We start from the raw sequence: 16,198 nt of genomic DNA, 5'->3' as shown, positions 1-16,198 counted from the left end.
TTCCTATTTTAGTCAAATTCCAGTTCCACCTGCTCATTACCAACCAGCGTCCGCAGGTCGATCAATAAACGGTCTGTCGGGGTAACACGCCACGTGGCACCAAATCGTAGTCTGGCGCGCGCATCTTCCCGTTGGTAATAAAGATGTACTGGGATCGTCCCCGATCGGTGGGGTTCCAACGATTGGCGGAGACGGTTCAAAAGCTGGTCATCAATTTGCCTGTCAGTCAGCGAGATAGCAAGCCCACGGGCATATTTTTCACGAGCTTCACTGATATCCATTAACTCACGGGCGGTCATTTTAAGTCCACCGCTAAAGTCATCAAAGCTGACCTGCCCACTGGCTATCAGGATACGGTCTTTTTCTAACAAATGCTGATATTTTTCCAACGCATCCGTGAACATCATCACTTCCAGACGCCCGGAACGGTCATCTAGCGTACAGATGCCGATACGATTTCCGCGTTTTGTTACCATCACGCGCGCAGCGATTACCAGCCCCACTGCTGTCGTCATTTTGCCCCGATCCGTCGGGTGCATATCTTTCAGGCGCAACCCACCGGTATAACGCTCGATTTCCTTTAGATACTGGGTAATCGGGTGACCGGTTAAATACAGCCCCAGCGTCTCCCTCTCACCGTCAAGAACCACCTGTTCCTGCCAGCGCGGTACGTTAGCATAAGATTGCTCGACCTGCTCAGGCGCATCCGCCAGTACGCCGAACATATCTGCCTGACCAATAGCTTCCGCTTTGGCATGCTGATCTGCCGCTTTCAGCGCTTCTCCGAGAGAGCTCATCAAGGCCGCACGATGCGGACCGAGACGATCGAAAGCGCCGGACATTATCAGTTTTTCCAGAATCCGTCGATTCAGTTTTTTGGTATCAACCCGCGCACATAAATCGAACAGATCTTTAAAGTAGCCGCCTTGGTTGCGGGCTTCCAGCATAGCTTCGATTGGGCCTTCGCCCACGCCTTTGATAGCGCCAATGCCGTAAACGATCTCGCCTTCATCGTTCACATGGAAATGATACAGCCCGCTGTTTATATCCGGCGGCAGGATTTTCAGCCCCATGCGCCAGCACTCATCCACCAAACCAACGACTTTCTCTGTATTATCCATATCAGCGGTCATTACCGCAGCCATAAATTCAGCCGGATAATGTGCTTTCAGCCACAAAGTCTGATAGGAAACCAACGCGTAGGCGGCAGAGTGAGATTTGTTAAAACCGTAACCCGCAAATTTTTCTACCAGATCGAAGATCTTAATCGCCAGTTCGCCGTCAATACCCTGACTTTTAGCTCCATCTTCAAACACGGAACGCTGCTTGGCCATTTCCGCCGGATTTTTCTTACCCATTGCGCGGCGTAGCATATCCGCCCCGCCGAGGGAGTAGCCCGACAGCACCTGAGCGATCTGCATAACCTGTTCTTGGTACAAAATAATGCCGTAGGTAGGCTCTAGTACCGGTTTCAGAGATTCATGCTGCCATTGGATATCTGGATAGGACAACTCTTCGCGACCGTGCTTACGGTCAATAAAGTTATCTACCATGCCTGATTGCAACGGTCCTGGGCGGAACAGCGCCACCAAGGCGATCATATCTTCGAAGCAGTCGGGTTTCAGGCGTTTAATCAGATCCTTCATCCCGCGGGATTCGAGCTGGAATACCGCCGTCGTTTCCGACCGTTGCAGCATATCAAAGCTCTTTTTATCCTCCAGCGGAATGGACGCGATATCGATGGGTTCCAGCCCGGTCTTGGCGCGACGGGCGTTGATCATCTCCAGCGCCCAGTTAATGATGGTTAGAGTACGCAAACCGAGGAAGTCAAACTTCACTAAACCGGCATATTCGACATCATTTTTATCGAACTGAGTAACCGGGTTATTCCCCTCGGCGTCGCAATATAGCGGCGCAAAATCGGTAATTTTGGTCGGCGCGATAACTACCCCACCGGCGTGTTTACCGGCGTTACGGGTAACACCTTCCAATTTACGCGCCATATCGATCAAGGCTCGAACTTCTTCGTCCGCTTCGTAAATTTCAGGTAACTGTGGCTCGGCGGCGAAGGCTTTTTCCAGCGTCATCCCCGGATCGGGCGGAATCAATTTGGAAATACGATCGACAAAACCATAGGGATGGCCCAGCACCCGGCCAACGTCGCGGATTACCGCTTTAGCGGCCATCGTACCGAAGGTAATAATCTGCGAAACCGCGTCACGGCCATACATTTCAGCAACGTGCTCAATCACCAGATCGCGTTTTTCCATACAGAAATCGACGTCGAAATCGGGCATGGATACACGTTCAGGGTTCAGGAATCGTTCAAAAAGCAGATCAAATTCCAGCGGATCCAGATCGGTGATTTTCAGGGCATAAGCCACCAGAGAACCTGCACCTGAACCACGCCCCGGCCCAACCGGTACGCCGTTATCTTTCGACCACTGGATAAACTCCATCACGATCAGGAAGTAGCCTGGGAATCCCATCTGGTTGATAACTTTAAGCTCGATATCCAGACGTTCATCATATTCAGGCCGCTTTTGCGCCCTGACTTCCGGATCCGGGAATAAAAATTCCAGACGTTCTTCCAGACCCTGTTTGGATTTTTCGATCAGAAAATCTTCGGTACTCATATCCCCGGTCGGGAATTGAGGCAGGAAATATTCACCCAGCCGAATTGTCACGTTACAACGTTTGGCAATTTCAACGCTGTTGATCAGCGCTTCAGGAATATCCGCGAACAGCTCGCACATCTGCTCTTCATCGCGCATAAACTGCTGAGGACTATAATTTTTTGGTCGTTTCGGATCGACCAAAGTGAAGCCATCATGAATCGCCACGCGAATTTCATGGGCATCAAAATCCGTTTCATCAATAAAGCGCACATCGTTGGTGGCAACCACGGGAATACCGCGTTCAGTCGCTAATGCTACCGCTACGTGCAGATAATTTTCTTCGTCCTGTCGTCCAGTACGGATTAGCTCTAAATAGTAGCTACCAGGGAAGTATTCATTGTAAAAATCAAGACATTGATCGACCTGAGCCTGATTGCCACGCAGCAAAAATTTGCCTACGTCGCCCATACGTCCGCCGGACAACAAAATCAGCCCTTCGCGGTGCTTAATCAGCCAGTCACGATCGATAACCGGCCCTGCGGGGCCATAGCCACGCTGATAAGCCTCGGAAATAAGCAGGGTAAGGTTTTGATAGCCTTCGTTGTTACGCGCCAGAATAGTCAGATGCGCAAACTCATCGCCCAGCATCTCGCTCTGCACACAGAAATCAGCGCCAATGATAGGTTTGATTCCCGCGCCGTGAGCGCTGCCGTAAAACTTCACCAAACCGCACAGGTTGGTAAAGTCAGTAATCGCTAACGCTGGCATGCCTAAGGCGGCAGCCCGCTTCACCAAGGGTCCAATCTTGGCTAATCCATCGATCATGGAATAATCGCTGTGAACACGCAGGTGGACAAAACGAGGTTCGGCCATATCCAGATACCAGAAATTAGTGGATTGAATCACACCCGCAGGACTGGGTGTCTCGGGGCATCATAACTATAACCTGTATCACGCAAACCATTGTATGGATGCAATTCGATATTCACTGGCTATACGTTGTTTCCATCAGGCAGTAGCAATGCGGGCCTATGCCAGCCCGAGCACGCGTTTAACCGGAGCAAAACTGCGACGATGGTGATCTGTGGCACCCAATGCGGCCAACCGCTCTAGATGGAATGCGGTCGGATAGCCTTTATGCTGAGCAAAGCCGTAATCCGGAAACTCGGCATCCAGCAACGCCATTTCCCGATCGCGGGTCACTTTTGCGACGATAGACGCAGCGCTAATCTCAGCCACTCGGCTATCCCCTTTCACCACCGCGAGGGACGGCATCGGCAGTGCCGGACAACGGTTACCGTCGATTAAGACATAATCAGGCGCAATATGCAGCCCGGCAACCGCTCTCTGCATCGCCAGCATGGTAGCGTGCAATATATTCATATCGTCAATTTCTTCCGGCTCTGCGCGCCCCAGACTCCAAGACAGCGCCTTCTCGGTAATCTCGTCATAAAGCGCCAATCTGCGCTTTTCACTGAGTTTCTTTGAGTCTGCCAGCCCGATAATGGGTTGATTCGGGTCGAGGATCACTGCGGCGGTCACGACCGCGCCAACCAGCGGCCCGCGCCCGACCTCATCAACGCCGGCAATGAGATTTGCCTGCGGATAAATAAAAATATCGCTCATTGCTTCGCTAATTCCAATACCGCCTGTGCGGCCTGTTTGTCCGCATCGCAGCGAATGCTTTGGTGCAAGGCCAGAAAACGTGTTTTTAGTGCTTCAACCGCCTCGCCACCCTTCAATAAAGGTAATAAAGCGTCTGCCAATTTTTGCGGCTGACACTCTTGCTGTAGCAATTCGGGAACCAGTTCTTCGCCCGCCAGTAAGTTAGGTAATGAGACATAAGGCGTTTTCACCAAACGCTCCGCCAACCAGAAGGTGAAAGGCTTCATACGGTAACCCACAACCATCGGCGATTTGGCCAACATGCATTCCAGCGCGGCGGTGCCCGAAGCCAACAGAGTGGCATCGCTGGCGACCATTGCAGCTCTGGCTTTACCATCCAATAAATGGACGGATAATTCCGGTGCAACTTCGGCTTTTATACGTTCGAACTGTTCCCGACGCTTGCTGTTCACCAGCGGCACCAATACTTCTAAATCAGGGAATTGCTGCCGTAATATCTCGGCGGTGCGTAGAAAGTCGGCACTTAACATTTCGACTTCTGAATGCCGACTCCCCGGCAATAACGCCAGACAGTGGACATCAGTAGCGATACCTAATTCAGCACGAGCCGCCGCACGATTGGCAACCAACGGCATGGCATCCGCCATGGTGTGACCAATAAAACGACAGGGAACGTTGAAACGATCGTAAAACGCTTTTTCGAAAGGCAGAAAAGCCAAAACCATATCTGTGGCTTTACCGATTTTGAAAACGCGCTTATGACGCCAGGCCCAAACCGAGGGACTGACGTAATGAATAGTGCGAATTCCGTTCTGCTTTAAGCGGCCTTCCAGGGTGATGTTAAAATCGGGAGCATCGATACCCACGAATACATCGGGAGAAAGCTCGCTGAAACGGCGCGTCAAATCCTTACGGATTTTAAGAAGACGCGGTAACCGTTCCAGCACCTCCACAACCCCCATCACAGCCAACTCTTCCATTTCGTACCAGGCTTCACAACCCTCGGCTTGCATTAAGGGGCCGGCAACGCCGACAAAGCGGGCATTGGGAACCTGAGCTTTAAGCGCCCGGATTAACCCTGCACCTAAAATATCGCCGGAGGTTTCTCCGGCAACTAACCCAATAGTTAATGGGCGATCGGCTGTCATGACAGGCTCTTGCATAAGTTAGCGGATAATACCGCGGGTCGAACGAGCGAAGAAATCGCTGAACGGCTTAACCGCAGGATGCTGCTCGGCCAATTCGGCAATTTCCGGCTTCACTTCATCCAAAGTACGTCCGCTGCGATACACTAGCTTGTAAGCATTACGGATAGCATGCAGAGATTCTTTATCAAAACCACGGCGTTTCAGCCCTTCGATATTAATACCGAACGGTGTCGCGTGGTTTCCTTGCGCTATGACAAAAGGAGGCACATCCTGCGCAACCCCGGAACAGCCGCCAACCATTACATGTGCACCGATCACACAGAATTGATGAACAGCGGTCATTCCGCCAATAATGGCATAATCATCCACTTCAACGTGGCCACCCAAAGTCGCGTTATTGGCAAAGATGCAGCGGTTGCCGATAATGCAGTCATGAGCGATATGGGCATTAATCATCAGTAGGTTATCGCTACCAACTTTCGTCACCCCGGTACCTTGTACCGTGCCACGGTGGATAGTCACACTTTCACGGATACGGTTACGATCGCCAATTTCCACCCGTGTCGGTTCGCCGGCATATTTCAGATCCTGGTTAGCTTCACCAATGGAAGCAAACTGGTAAATCTCATTATCGCGGCCGATTTTAGTCACGCCGTTCACGACAATATGGGATTTCAGTACTGTGCCTTCACCAATTTCCACCTGGGAACCGATATAGCAAAATGGGCCAATGTGAACATTAGCACCAATCACAGCACCTTCTTCAACGATAGCACTCGGGTGGATAAAGGCGGTTTTGTCAATCACGTATCAAGACTCCTTAGATGCGGGTACTGCTGCTGGTGCCGGTTTGCTGCGTGCGCACATCATGGTGGCAGTACAGACAATTTCACCGTCAACTTTAGCAACACCGGTAAAGCGGGTTAAACCACGACGCTCTTTGACGAATTCAACTTCCATAATCATCTGATCGCCAGGCACTACCGGGCGTTTAAAGCGGGCTTCATCAATACCAGCAAAGTAGTAAAGTTCGCCTGGTTCAAGTTTACCGCGGCTTTTAAATGCCAAAATACCGGTAGCCTGCGCCATTGCTTCCAAAATCAGTACGCCAGGGAAAATAGGCTTACCGGGGAAATGGCCTTGGAAAAAAGGCTCGTTGAAAGAGACGTTCTTCACTGCACGTAGAAATTTCCCTTCCTCAAAATCCAGGACGCGATCTACCAGCAAAAAAGGAAAACGGTGCGGCAGTAGATCTAAAATCTCTTCAATATGCAGAGTATGAGTGTCAGTAGTCAAAATACTCTTCCTGTCTAAAAAATTAATGCTATCAACGACACGGCCTGCTTTGACCCCAAAAGGAGATCATTAGGCAGGCCGCAAATTAGGAACTCTGTACGCTTCGGGCAGTAAGCGCCAATAGCTTTTGTTATTGGCTCAGAGTGGTAATTACTCTTTATCGATTTTACGTTCGACAGCTTTCAAACGCTTATTCATCTCATCGATATTCATCACCAGTGCTGCGGTTTTTCGCCACGTTTTATTTGGCTGCAACGGAATTCCGGAGGAGTATACCCCAGGTTCAGTGATTGGACGCATCACCATTCCCATTCCGGTCACAACAACCTTGTCGGCAATCTCCATGTGACCATTGATCACACTGGCACCACCGATCTGGCAATATCGGCCAACTTTCAGGCTTCCCGCCATGATAACGCCGCCCGCAACTGCGGTATTGTCGCCAATAGTCACGTTATGCGCAATCTGGCATTGATTATCAATGATGACACCATTACCGATAACCGTGTTATCTAACGCGCCGCGGTCGATAGTTGTACAGGCACCAATCTCCACGCGGTCACCAATTATTACGGTGCCAAGCTGCGGGATTTTGATCCAATTGCCACGATCGTTAGCGTAACCAAAACCATCTGCACCAATGACCGTACCGGATTGAATCAGGCAATGCTGCCCAATCTCAACTTCATGATAAACGGAAACATTGGCCCACAAACGGCTACCTGCACCGATACGTGCATTTTTACCGACAAAACAGCCCGCACCGATAACCACGTTATCACCCAGAACAACGCCGGACTCAATCACCGCATTTGCGCCAATTGATACCTGATTGCCCAAGGTTGCTTCAGGGGAAATCACTGCGCTTGGGGCGATGTCCTGAGCTGGCTGCGGAGTGGTATCCATAATCTGCGCCATGCGCGCATAGGTCAGATAGGGATTTTTAACGACTAAAGCAGCAACGTTACAATAAGGCAGATCTTCCTCGGTCAAAACCACGGCGCTAGCTTGGCAAGACGCGAGTTGTTCCCGGTAACGGCTGTTTGACAAAAACGTGATTTGCGCAGGTTTGGCAGAATGCATTGAAGCGATGCCGGTGATGACAATTTCGCCATCACCGTGCACTTGTGCATCCAACTGCTGGGCTAAATCAGCCAGTCGAATTGAAGGCATGTGTTATTTAACCTGTTTCAGCACGTCAGCAGTGATGTCTTTTGAGGAATCAGCGTATGCCACAGCATTCGCGTCGATAACCACATCATACCCACCTTTACTTGCAACAGATTTCACAGCGTCCTGAATACGGCTCAGGATTTTGTTACGCTCTTCCATCTGGCGACGACGGTTGTCTTGTTCAAACGCCTGCGCTTTTTGAGAGAAGGTTTCACGCTGCGCCATGACGTCTTTTTCCAGTTTGGTACGATCGCTGGCTTTCATGGTAGAACCGTCGCGCTGCAGCTTCTGCATTTTGGTCTGCAGATCGCGCTCCATTCCTTGCAGCTCGGTTGCACGGCCTTTGAATTCATTCTCCAGCTGCTTAGCCACGGTTTCACGCGCGGGTAATTGTTGGAAAATGCTGGAAACATTAACAATAGCAATCTTGTCAGCGGCTTGAACGCTGGCTGAAGCAGCCAATGCTAAACCAAGACCTGCGGCACACAACCACTTTTTCACTATAAACTCCTTACCATTACCCGTTTGTGTCAGAGACACCCTGAAATGCACTTGACGCCGGATTTATCCGATGCGGCAAAGGTAATACTAGATCACCTTTGCAACAGGGAGATCGGCGTCAGCGCGATCTTTACTTATCGATCAACAATTCTTGCTCAACTACTCAGTAGCCTGTTACCAGGTTTTACCGATGTTAAACTGGAACTGCTCGGATTTATCACCCGGATAGTCTTTGACCGGTTTGGCGTAAGAGAACACCAATGGACCCAGCGGTGACATCCACTGTAATGCTACACCCGCAGAAACGCGAATATTGCTTGGGTCGCTGTAGTCAGGAATCCCGGCGGCTCCCGTTGCCGCAGTGTTTTCCCAGTGGGTATCCCAAACGGTACCTGAATCGATAAAGATCGAAGTACGAACCGAGTTAGAATACTTTTCACTGATAAACGGCGTTGGCGTGATCAATTCGATACTCGCCACAGCCATGGCATTACCGCCCACAGCATCGGTAGATTTATTAACCGTAGCGCCATTATTCGCATAGTATGCAGCTTTAGGCCCGATGTTGTTCGAGCGGAAGCCACGTACAGTGCTGGAACCACCGGCATAGAAGTTCTCATAGAACGGCATTTCTTTGCCACCGAGGCCATCGCCATAACCTAAGCGCCCGCGACCTAACAGAACCCAAGAACGATCCTGATCCAACGGCAGGTAGCCGGAAGTATCGAAGGTCACTTTGTAGAATTCATTATCGGAGCCAGGAACGGTTACTTTACCGTTAACCGAAGATTTTACACCGGAAGTCGGGAAGAAACCTCGGTCTAGGTTGTTATAAGTCCAACCAAGGTTCAGGGTAAAGTCATCAGCGGTGAAGTCAGCGCGGTCAGTATAGTTCGGCTTTTGGCCGACTGACTCGAGATAACGCCACATAGCAACCTGCGGCAACATGTCGGACAGACTGTTGTGCACATAGCCCACGCCTACGCGTAATGAGTTATTTTCGTTGATTGGGAACCCAAGGGTACCGTCAACACCGTAGCTGCTGTTGGTATAGCCAGACAGGTCTGCGTTATCCGCTTTAAAATCGTTGTAGAACACACGACCACCCAGACTCACACCGTCAACGGTGAAGTAAGGGTCGGTTAACGTAAATTCAGCATAGGTCTGGTAATCATTCTTAGTACCGTTAATCCCTACGCTGTTACCCGTGCCCAGCCAGTTATCCTGTTGAACACCCACCTGGAAACTCACGCCACTTTCAGTACCGTAGCCAATGCCGAAGTTCAGGCTACCGGTATTACGTTCTTTAACTTTGTAAACAATATCAACCTGATCGGCAGTACCCGGAACACGCTGCGTTTCCACATCGACGGTTTCGAAGTAACCTAAACGGTTCAGACGATCTTTACCTTGTTCAACCTGAGCGTTACCCAGCCATGCACCTTCCATCTGACGCATTTCACGACGAAGAACGGAATCTTTACTGGTGTCATTGCCTTCGAAGCGAACGTGACGCACATAGAAACGGTTACCCGCATCCACATTAATGTGCAGTTTCACGGTTTTATCCGCATCGTTGATTTCAGGCTGAGTCTGTACGCGTGGGTAAGCGTAGCCATAGCGACCTAACATCTTTTTGATGTCGTCTTCCATGCGCGTCACTTTACCGCCGTTATACAACTCGCCCGGCTCAATTTTGGTCAGCTTCTCAGCTTCAGACTGATGGCCCGCCAGATTCCCGTTGACCACCACGCTGCTCAACTTGTACTGCTCGCCTTCTGTCAGGTTGATTGTGATGTAGATGCCTTTTTTATCCGGCGTCAAACTCACCTGAGTAGAATCGATGTTGAAGCGTGCGTAACCGCGATCCAGATAGAAGCTACGCAGGATCTCAAGATCGCCTGCCAGTTTCTGTTTCTGATATTTACGGTCACCAACCACGTTCCACCAAGGCACTTCATCGCGCAGCTGGAAACGTGAAATCAGTTCGTCTGTGCTAAACGCATGGTTACCGACGATATTGATCTGCTGAATCTTGGCAGATACACCTTCGGTAAACACCAGCTTCAGATCGACACGGTTGCGCGGCAACGGCGTCACTACGGCTTTCACCGAAGCGCTGTATTTACCCACGCTGTAATAGAAGTCCTCCAGACCTTTTTCAATGCTGGAGATCGTTGTGCGGTCTAGTGCCTCGCCAACCCGAACGCCAGAGGCTTCAAGGTTCTGTTTAAGCATATCCTCTTTCACCGCTTTGTTACCGGAGAAAGTGATACTGGCGATCGTTGGGCGTTCTTTGACTTGAACAATCAGAGTATTACCATCGCGCAGAACGCGAACGTCCTCGAAGTTGCCTGTGGCAAACAACGCACGGATAGTATTACTGATGTCATCATCACTGACGGTATCGCCTACGCGAACCGGCATATTAAGTAACGCCGCACCGACGGCGACTCGCTGCAGGCCCTCGAAATGAATGTCTTTCACTACGAACCCGTCTGCACCGTATACGGTGGCGCTGCCAAACAGCAGCGACGCTATGAGCAACTTTTTCATCGCCATCGTTGTTATGCGTTCTTCCTAACCTATCCCCTGCCGTTAAAAGCGGGAGAAATCATTGAAAAGTGCAAGTCCCATCAACAGCATTAGCAATATCGAGCCAATGCGGTAGCTGAAATCTTGAACTCGCTCAGAAACCGGCCCACCCTTGAGCTTTTCTATCGCCAGGAAGAGCAGATGTCCACCATCTAATACCGGTAACGGGAACAGATTGATAATCCCCAAGTTGACACTAATCAGTGCCAAAAACATCAGGTAATAAACCAATCCGAACTCGGCTGAAACCCCTGCGCCCTGTGCAATGGAAATCGGGCCACTCAGGTTATTCAGCTTAACATCACCAGTAATCAGTTTACCCAACATGTTGACCGTCAACCGCATCAACTGCCAGGTTTTATCCCCAGCCTGATAGAGTGCCGTAAACGGACCATATTGGCGAATCGTTTTATACTCATCCGGAAGCGGTATAACTTTCGGAATTACGCCTGCAAAGCCTTCGGTTCTGTCTTTACCCGCCGATTTTGTATCTGGAATCAGGGTTAAAGACAAGGGAGAACCACCCCTTTCAATTTCAACTGCCAGCGGCTTGCCAGGATTTTCGCGTACCCGGCTGGCAAATGTCTGCCAACCTTCAACTAGCTGACCGTCAACTTTAACGATCCTATCCCCTGCTTGTAAACCCGCCTTTTGCGCTGCCGACTCTGTTTGAACCTCTTGCAGCACTGATTCAATCTGCGGGCCACGAGGAATAATCCCCAAAGTCACCACGGGGTCCTGCTTATCAGGCTCGAACGACCATTGACGTAAATCCAGAGTTTTCTGTACTACGTTATCAGAGCCAAAAGGGGCTACGCCAACTTGCACCTGCTGGTCGCCAATTTTACCGACCAGAGCAAGACGAACTGCAGACCAATCAGGCGTTTCGATACCGTCAACAGACTTAAGTTCCATTCCAGCAGAAATATCAGCCTGCGCAGCAATGGATTGTGGGGATATTTCACCCACAACCGGACGAAAGCTCGGGATGCCGATGATAAACACCAGCCAGTAGGCAAAAATAGCGAAGAGGAAGTTGGCGATAGGGCCGGCGCTGACGATCGCAGCGCGCTGGGCAATACTTTTATTGTTAAAAGCCTGATGGCGGAATTCCGGGGCAACGGCCTCGGCACGCTCATCCAGCATTTTCACATAACCGCCGAGGGGAATCAGGGCGATCACATATTCTGTACCTTGTCGATCGGTTCTGCGCCATAAGGCTTTGCCAAAACCGATAGAAAAGCGCTCAACACGGACTCCACAGCGACGCGCCACCCAAAAGTGGCCGAACTCGTGAACCGTAATTAAGATGCCCAGCGCAATGATAAATGCAGCCAGGTTCCAGAGTATGCTCATCATAATCCCTAAACTCCCCGTCAGTGACGGATTAAAACACTAACAGCATCAGGCAGGCAAATACCGGCACGGCTGCGGTCAGGCTATCGATACGATCCAGTATCCCGCCATGACCAGGAATCAGATGACCGCTGTCTTTGATTCCCGCTTCACGTTTGAACATACTCTCGGTCAAATCCCCGAGTACTGAGGCCAGAGCCGCAACCACAGAACACACTAACAGTTTTTCCGGAATCACATCCAGCGGAGCATAGCGGCCAAATAACCAGGCTATCAACGCCGATGACAGCAAGCCGCCTATCAACCCTTCCCAGGTTTTCCCGGGGGAAACTTTCGGTGCAAGCTTATGTTTGCCGAACATTTTGCCAAACATGTAGGCACCGGAATCCGCGCCCCACACCAGCAACATCACGTAAAGCAGCCACCAGGCACCGGTTGAATGATTTTGCTCATAACCGTACTGACGCAGCGCAAACATGCCCCAGAAGAATGGCACTATGGTCAGAATACCGAAGATAATTCTGATGGTTCGCGAGTCACGCCAGAAAGCAGCCGAGCGCGGGTAGGTCAACACCAGCAACAGAGCGGCTATCCACCACCCCATCGATGCCCAAAGCGGGCCACTGACTTGCAAATCGTGCACTGTAGGTTGATATTCTGGAATACTCAACCACATCGATACCAGCAAGAAACCGCAGAGTATCGCCAGCCAGATGCGCTGTGAGTGCGAAGCGAAACCAGCGAGCTGCCCCCACTCCCAAGCAGCCAGCATACATACAGCCAGCGTCACTATGGCAAAACCAATCGGAGGCAGCAAAAACAGCGCCCCGATGACGATAGGGATTAAAATCAAAGCAGTTATGAGACGATACTTCAGCAAAAGTTCCCCCTAGGATGCAGCAACATCGTTAGGTGTCGTTCCACCGAAGCGGCGCTCGCGTTGTGCAAATGCATTCAGCGCACCTTCAAAGACAAGTTCATCAAAATCAGGCCAAAGGACATCAGTAAAGTAAAGTTCAGCATAGGCTATTTGCCACAGCAGGAAATTACTGATGCGATGTTCGCCACCGGTCCTGATCACTAGATCCACCTGAGACTGTTCGTTCAGGCAAATATGAGAATTTAACAAATCCTCAGTGATATCTTCAGGTTGTAACAATCCCTTTTGAACCTGCCCAGCCAATTGGCGCATTCCCTGAATGATATCCCAACGTCCACCATAATTGGCAGCAATGTTAAGCTTCAAACCATCATTATTTTCCGTCAGCGCTTCAGAGCGTCGAATGCGTTCCTGCAGACGTCCACTGAAGCGGCTGATATCACCAATAACGCTTAAACGTACGTTATGTTTATGCAGACTTTTCACTTCGCTGTCCAGCGCTCGAACGAAAAGCTCCATCAGTGCGGTCACTTCCTGAGCAGGGCGATTCCAGTTTTCACTACTAAAAGCATAAAGCGTGAGCGCATCTAATTGATGAGTGGCGGCAAAACTCACCGCACGGCGAACTGATTTCACTCCCGCTTTATGACCGAAGATCCTTAATTTACCCTGGCGTTTAGCCCATCGGCCATTACCATCCATAATAATAGCAACGTGGCGCGGGCCTTGGGGGGACAAGTTAGCCCTATCTTCATTTACGGACGACATAACGCGAACATTCTTCCTCAATAAATACGACTGCTCTTCCCTAACATTAGGCCTCATGCGCACAAAAAAAGCCGTGTACTGAATCACGGCTTCTTATATGACAGCCAAACCAGAGGGTCTAAATACCCATAGAACCGTTAATCAAGGGTCTGTCTGCCCATTGACGGCGCAGACTATATCATCTCAGTCCGAGACGAACAAATTCCACCAATGAATAACATCACCTTCAACGACTTAATGCACCTAATGCTCGCTCAGCAGCAATTCGTGCCAAACGGTCAATATCTAAGACTTCATCGACTGAATTGGGTTCCTGCAATGCCAAACTTTCGAGCACATTTCTGTTTAATCTCGCAATATCTGTGAAACCGATACGCGATTGCAAGAAAGCCATGACAGAAATTTCATTAGCCGCATTTAACACTGTGGTCGCCGCTTGCCCTGCGTTAAAAGCTTCCATCGCCAGCTGCAGACACGGATAACGCTGATAATCAGGCTCTGCGAACGTCAGCGGGCCCATACGGCAAAAATCTAGCGCTTCAACGCCTGATTCTACCCGATTTGGGTACGCCATAGCGTGGGCGATTGGCGTGCGCATATCCGGTGTACCAAGCTGCGCCAGCACGCTTCCGTCCTGATAGCGAACCATCGAGTGAATCACCGACTGCGGATGCAGAATCACTTCAATCTGCTCAGCCGAAGCGTTAAACAGCCAGCGAGCCTCGATATATTCCAGCCCTTTATTCATCATGGTAGCTGAATCGACGGAAATCTTACGCCCCATCGACCAGTTTGGATGAGCGCAGGCTTGGTCTGGCGTCATTGTGGCAAACTGATCCAACGGCGTTTCACGGAAAGGACCGCCGGAGCCGGTCAGGATAATGCGCGATACACCATTCTCAATCAGAGAAGAATAGCCTAACTGTTGCTGAACGCGCTCTGGCAGGCTTTGAAAAATGGCATTGTGTTCACTATCGATGGGGAGCAGCTGCGCACGACTTTCTCGCACCGCGTCCATGAAAAGACGACCACAGGTAATCAAAGATTCTTTATTGGCCAGCAGCACTTTTTTACCGGCGCGGATCGCCGCCAGCGTAGGTAATAGCCCGGCTACGCCGACGATAGCCGCCATTACCTGATCGACTTCACCGAGAGCAGCAAGTTCGCAGGCCGCCTTTTCACCGGCTAATACTTCGGTTTTGCTACCTTGCTCAGACAGCAAAAGGCGCAGCGCCGCAGCAGAATCTTCGTCCGCCATTGCCGCATAACGCGGCGCAAATTCCAGACATTGTTCTGCCATTAATGAGACATTGCGCCCTGCAACCAATGCGGTGACGGCGAATAAATCGGGATTAGCCCGCACAACGGCCAATGTACTGCAGCCAACGGAGCCGGTAGAACCAAGAATAGTCAGTTGCTTCATGAGGGTGCTCTGAATAACTGTTTTTATGATAGGAAGATGCATCAGTATGAAACATCTGAGCCCGCAAGACTAAGACATTTAGCCCAAATATCAGCTGTTGTCTTCAATAAAACCGTACAGATGTAAAAAACAAAGCGCCGCCTAAGCGACGCCTTGCGGAACCGGTTAACGATTAGAAATTCATTAACTCAGCTTCTTTATCGGACAAAATAGAGTCGATTTTCTTGATGAAGGTATCAGTCATTTTCTGAACTTCATCCTGACAACGACGATCTTCATCTTCGCTGATAGCTTTATCTTTCAACAAGGCTTTAACCTTATCGTTAGTATCGCGACGCACGTTACGCACAGAGACACGGCCCTGCTCTGCTTCGCCACGCACCACTTTGATCAGGTCTTTACGACGCTCTTCGGTCAGCGGAGGCAGCGGAACGCGGATCACGGTGCCAGCTGAAGATGGGTTCAGACCCAAATCAGAAGACATGATCGCTTTTTCTACCGCGGCGTTCAGGCTGCGGTCAAATACGGTAATTGCCAGCGTACGGGAGTCTTCTACTACCACGTTGGCCAACTGGCGCAATGGCGTTGCGCTACCGTAATATTCAACCTGAATACCATCAAGAATACTTGGTGAAGCACGGCCAGTACGGATTTTATCGATATGGCCCTGGAATGCTTCTACGCACTTACCCATGCGCACTTCTGCATCTTTTTTAATTTCGTTAATCACGTTGCGAACCCTTGTAAACTGGTTACTTGGCAGGCTATACCTTGCAGCATAGCCGGTGAATATGTAAACCAGCAATTGCTGGTT

At 50.3% G+C, this 16,198-nt stretch carries 13 protein-coding genes; all 13 read right to left on the bottom strand.

All coding sequences use genetic code 11. The features are described from left to right. Nucleotides 1–8: 8 nt before the first annotated feature. The 13 genes from dnaE to frr all read right to left on the bottom strand — a co-directional run bounded on the left by dnaE (nt 9) and on the right by frr (nt 16,114). The gene (gene dnaE / locus DBA33_RS17935; RefSeq protein WP_064514772.1) at nt 9–3,491 is read right to left on the bottom strand and encodes a DNA polymerase III subunit alpha; all 3,483 of its coding nucleotides are present in this window, start codon (nt 3,489–3,491) and stop codon (nt 9–11) included. A 156-nt stretch (nt 3,492–3,647) separates the two neighbouring features. Then, entirely contained in the window at nt 3,648–4,244 is a 597-nt protein-coding gene (gene rnhB / locus DBA33_RS17930) for a ribonuclease HII (RefSeq protein WP_064514774.1), read from the bottom strand. Continuing rightward, nucleotides 4,241–5,407 (bottom strand): lipid-A-disaccharide synthase, encoded by a 1,167-nt coding sequence (gene lpxB / locus DBA33_RS17925; protein ID WP_064514776.1) that lies wholly within the window; start codon nt 5,405–5,407, stop codon nt 4,241–4,243. Before lpxB ends, rnhB begins: the two co-directional genes overlap by 4 nt. A gap of 3 nt (nt 5,408–5,410) precedes the next feature. Further along, nucleotides 5,411–6,199 (bottom strand): acyl-ACP--UDP-N-acetylglucosamine O-acyltransferase, encoded by a 789-nt coding sequence (lpxA, locus tag DBA33_RS17920; RefSeq protein WP_049599940.1) that lies wholly within the window; start codon nt 6,197–6,199, stop codon nt 5,411–5,413. A gap of 3 nt (nt 6,200–6,202) precedes the next feature. Beyond that, a complete protein-coding gene (gene fabZ / locus DBA33_RS17915) occupies nt 6,203–6,688 on the bottom strand; it encodes a 3-hydroxyacyl-ACP dehydratase FabZ (protein ID WP_064514778.1) in 486 nt (161 codons plus the stop codon). A gap of 150 nt (nt 6,689–6,838) precedes the next feature. Then, on the bottom strand, nt 6,839–7,861 hold the full coding sequence (gene lpxD / locus DBA33_RS17910) for a UDP-3-O-(3-hydroxymyristoyl)glucosamine N-acyltransferase (RefSeq protein ID WP_064514780.1): 1,023 nt from the start codon (nt 7,859–7,861) through the stop codon (nt 6,839–6,841). A gap of 3 nt (nt 7,862–7,864) precedes the next feature. Further along, nucleotides 7,865–8,362, bottom strand: a complete 498-nt coding sequence (gene skp, locus DBA33_RS17905) for a molecular chaperone Skp (RefSeq protein ID WP_049599935.1) — start codon at nt 8,360–8,362, stop codon at nt 7,865–7,867. Between the two features lie 174 nt (nt 8,363–8,536). Beyond that, nucleotides 8,537–10,924 carry an outer membrane protein assembly factor BamA gene (gene bamA, locus DBA33_RS17900; protein ID WP_064514782.1) on the bottom strand — a complete coding sequence of 796 codons (2,388 nt, stop codon included), beginning with the start codon at nt 10,922–10,924 and terminating at the stop codon, nt 8,537–8,539. Between the two features lie 36 nt (nt 10,925–10,960). After that, the gene (rseP, locus tag DBA33_RS17895) at nt 10,961–12,316 is read right to left on the bottom strand and encodes a sigma E protease regulator RseP (RefSeq protein WP_064514783.1); all 1,356 of its coding nucleotides are present in this window, start codon (nt 12,314–12,316) and stop codon (nt 10,961–10,963) included. A 28-nt stretch (nt 12,317–12,344) separates the two neighbouring features. After that, nucleotides 12,345–13,193 (bottom strand): phosphatidate cytidylyltransferase, encoded by an 849-nt coding sequence (gene cdsA, locus DBA33_RS17890; protein WP_120806918.1) that lies wholly within the window; start codon nt 13,191–13,193, stop codon nt 12,345–12,347. 9 nt (nt 13,194–13,202) lie between these two features. Continuing rightward, nucleotides 13,203–13,961, bottom strand: coding sequence for a (2E,6E)-farnesyl-diphosphate-specific ditrans,polycis-undecaprenyl-diphosphate synthase (gene ispU, locus DBA33_RS17885; RefSeq protein ID WP_064514787.1), 759 nt, complete (start codon nt 13,959–13,961; stop codon nt 13,203–13,205). A 226-nt stretch (nt 13,962–14,187) separates the two neighbouring features. Further along, complete coding sequence (gene ispC / locus DBA33_RS17880; protein ID WP_120806917.1) at nt 14,188–15,384, bottom strand: 1-deoxy-D-xylulose-5-phosphate reductoisomerase; 1,197 nt, start codon at nt 15,382–15,384, stop codon at nt 14,188–14,190. A 172-nt stretch (nt 15,385–15,556) separates the two neighbouring features. Further along, nucleotides 15,557–16,114, bottom strand: coding sequence for a ribosome recycling factor (gene frr / locus DBA33_RS17875; protein ID WP_049599918.1), 558 nt, complete (start codon nt 16,112–16,114; stop codon nt 15,557–15,559). Nucleotides 16,115–16,198: the final 84 nt, after the last annotated feature.

This window comes from Yersinia sp. IP36721 (assembly GCF_003634395.1).
GTDB lineage: Bacteria > Pseudomonadota > Gammaproteobacteria > Enterobacterales > Enterobacteriaceae > Yersinia > Yersinia entomophaga.
This window is presented reverse-complemented; position numbering and strand designations above follow the sequence as displayed.

Bases quoted from the DNA above. Each gene is read 5' to 3' on its own strand.
- lpxD (WP_064514780.1), bottom strand. From the start codon at position 7,861: ATGCCTTCAATTCGACTGGCTGATTTAGCCCAGCAGTTGGATGCACAA.
- lpxB (WP_064514776.1), bottom strand. From the start codon at position 5,407: ATGCAAGAGCCTGTCATGACAGCCGATCGCCCATTAACTATTGGGTTA.
- dnaE (WP_064514772.1), bottom strand. From the start codon at position 3,491: ATGGCCGAACCTCGTTTTGTCCACCTGCGTGTTCACAGCGATTATTCC.
- ispC (WP_120806917.1), bottom strand. From the start codon at position 15,384: ATGAAGCAACTGACTATTCTTGGTTCTACCGGCTCCGTTGGCTGCAGT.
- ispU (WP_064514787.1), bottom strand. From the start codon at position 13,961: ATGTCGTCCGTAAATGAAGATAGGGCTAACTTGTCCCCCCAAGGCCCG.
- rseP (WP_064514783.1), bottom strand. From the start codon at position 12,316: ATGATGAGCATACTCTGGAACCTGGCTGCATTTATCATTGCGCTGGGC.
- bamA (WP_064514782.1), bottom strand. From the start codon at position 10,924: ATGGCGATGAAAAAGTTGCTCATAGCGTCGCTGCTGTTTGGCAGCGCC.
- rnhB (WP_064514774.1), bottom strand. From the start codon at position 4,244: ATGAGCGATATTTTTATTTATCCGCAGGCAAATCTCATTGCCGGCGTT.